This window comes from Pseudomonas sp. JV245A, from assembly GCF_032424515.1.
In the GTDB taxonomy this organism is placed as follows: domain Bacteria; phylum Pseudomonadota; class Gammaproteobacteria; order Pseudomonadales; family Pseudomonadaceae; genus Aquipseudomonas; species Aquipseudomonas protegens.
This window is the reverse complement of record NZ_VYKE01000341.1, coordinates 1-1,996: the sequence shown is the minus strand read 5'-3', so window position 1 is coordinate 1,996 and position 1,996 is coordinate 1. Positions and strand designations below refer to the sequence as shown.

Below are 1,996 nucleotides of genomic sequence, written 5' to 3'. Positions count from 1 at the left end.
CCACCTCGCCGATCATCCTCAGCCGCCGCATCGGCGAGCCCTCGCCGGGCCTCACCCACTGCCTGCACCTGATCGCCCAGTTGCGCAGCGAGATCGGCCGCGAACACCCCATCGTCAGCTGAAAGCACAACCGCCGGCCCCATCGAAAGACGGGCACCGGCGGCTCTCTTGCAGCTTGGAACGGGCGGCTGCCCTTAGAAGGTCAGGCCAACCTTGAAGCCATACTCGTTACGCTTGAGCTTGGTGTTGTCAGCCACAGGCGTATCTTCGTCCAGCTTGTACTCGGTGCGGGTGTAATAGACCCCGGCCATGACCGGCAGCGAGCCGTTCTGGTTCATCAAGAAATTCACCTCGGCGTAAGGGTTGGTGCGGTCCTTGAGGTCCACGGTGTCGCTGCCGACGTCATCCACCTTGAGCCGCGCCTTGCCGTTGATGGTGTGGCGCGCGCCCAGCTCGACGCGCATGGTCAGGTCGTCGAACTGGTGGTTGTAGCCCAGGGCGGCCTTGGCGAAGGGCGACTTGTTGGTGAGCTTCATGTCGTAGTCGCCGGTGTCCGGCTCGTAGCGGGTCCAGGTGTAGCCACCCCCCACCAGCACATCGACAAAGTTGCGTGCGTCCAGGGCGGCGCGCCAGCCCAGGTCGAGGTCGGCCTGGCCTTCCTTGAGCTTGTTGTCGTGCTTCTTGCCGAACTTGGCCTCGACCCCAGCCTGGTAGATCAGGCCCGATTCGGCGGTCATCTTGTTGCCGAAGTTGTAGAACACACCCCCTTCACCCAGGTGCTCCTTGTCGCTTTCACTACCGCCTTCGAGCTTGAAGTCGTTGTAGCTACCGAGGATACCCAGGGTGGAAATCGGCCCGGTGGCCGGGGCGGCCATGGCGCTGCTGGAAAGGGCCAGCAAGGTGGCTGCAGAGGTGCTGGCCAGAAGGGTTGCGAATACCTTTGACATCGTGTGTAGATCTCCCTGTTTGAATAAGGCAAATGCTGCAGGAGCCTTTTCGAGGGAAGTCGAAAGCAAAAGGTTCTAATTATTTTTCACGTTTTTTTCACATCCCTGTGAAGCCTCGCCCCCGCAGGGGCTTTAGGCCTTACAATAGGGCGCTCAATACAGGGCGTAGTCTTTGGGGCAGTGCATGGAAGTATCGAGAGCCGGCCTGATCGTCCGGCGCATTCTGGCTTATCTGGTCGACTGCCTGCTGGTACTGCTGCTGTGGTTTGTCCTGTGCCGACTGGCCGAACGCCTCCAATACCCGGATATGGAGCAATTCTCCACCTGGTGCCTGCTGGCCACCTGGTGCCTGTATTTTCCCCTCAACGAATACCTGTGGCGTGGCTACACCGCCGGCAAGGCCCTTTGCGGCCTGCAAGTGATCAATGGCATCGGCCAGCCCCCCTCGCTGTTGCAGGTATTGATCCGCTCGGCGACCCGCCCCTTCGAAGCGGCCATCAGCCCGGTGACCCTGCTGATCTGCTGCGAATCAAGCCGCGGCCAGCGCATCGGCGACCGGCTGGCGCGCACCTATGTCATCCCGCGCAAGGATCTGGCGCGGCTGCGTGGCTTGATGGCCGCTCAGCCGAACCTGCCTTGAGCATCCGGCCGTAACCCATTCAGTCTTGCGCCCTGGCGTGGCGCTTTTTCCGGGAGTCTTCATGGCAATCGATCAACACCCGCATGAACAGGCCTTGGTCACGTTCCTCGAACAGCGCCCCGAGCTGCGCGAACAGCTGGACAACCTCAACCCCCTGGAGGCCCGGGCCCGGGGCGAAACCCCGGCGCAGTATCGCGCCGAGCGCCTGCATGAAGCCTTCGAGGCCGAAGCCGAACGCCTGGGGCTGTTCGCCTGGGAACTGAGCCTGCAACTGACCGCTGCCAGCCCCGAGGAATTCCACGCCCAGCGCCTCGAAGTGCACCGGGAAGTGGCGGAGATGGCCGGCATGCCGTGGGACGAGTACTGCACCCTGCACCACCTTGACCCTCGGCCTTGACCCGCACGCGCC

Annotated in this window: 3 protein-coding genes and 1 pseudogene; 3 read left to right on the top strand and 1 reads right to left on the bottom strand. The window is 62.6% G+C overall.

Annotation, left to right across the window (positions count from 1 at the left end):
- A pseudogene (locus F6S12_RS33985) lies at nucleotides 1-122 on the top strand (LysR family transcriptional regulator); the annotation flags it as partial.
- 72 nt (nucleotides 123-194) lie between these two features.
- Here the strand turns inward: F6S12_RS33985 and F6S12_RS31395 are convergent.
- The gene (locus F6S12_RS31395) at nucleotides 195-947 is read right to left on the bottom strand and encodes an outer membrane beta-barrel protein (protein WP_011062152.1); all 753 of its coding nucleotides are present in this window, start codon (nucleotides 945-947) and stop codon (nucleotides 195-197) included.
- A gap of 184 nt (nucleotides 948-1,131) precedes the next feature.
- Here F6S12_RS31395 and F6S12_RS31390 point away from each other — a divergent pair, with 184 nt between their 5' ends.
- Together F6S12_RS31390 and F6S12_RS31385 are read left to right on the top strand one after the other, a co-directional pair.
- Nucleotides 1,132-1,587, top strand: coding sequence for an RDD family protein (locus F6S12_RS31390; protein WP_019095864.1), 456 nt, complete (start codon nucleotides 1,132-1,134; stop codon nucleotides 1,585-1,587).
- Nucleotides 1,588-1,648: 61 nt separating this feature from the next.
- Nucleotides 1,649-1,984 carry a DUF6388 family protein gene (locus F6S12_RS31385; protein ID WP_053152665.1) on the top strand — a complete coding sequence of 112 codons (336 nt, stop codon included), beginning with the start codon at nucleotides 1,649-1,651 and terminating at the stop codon, nucleotides 1,982-1,984.
- Nucleotides 1,985-1,996: the final 12 nt, after the last annotated feature.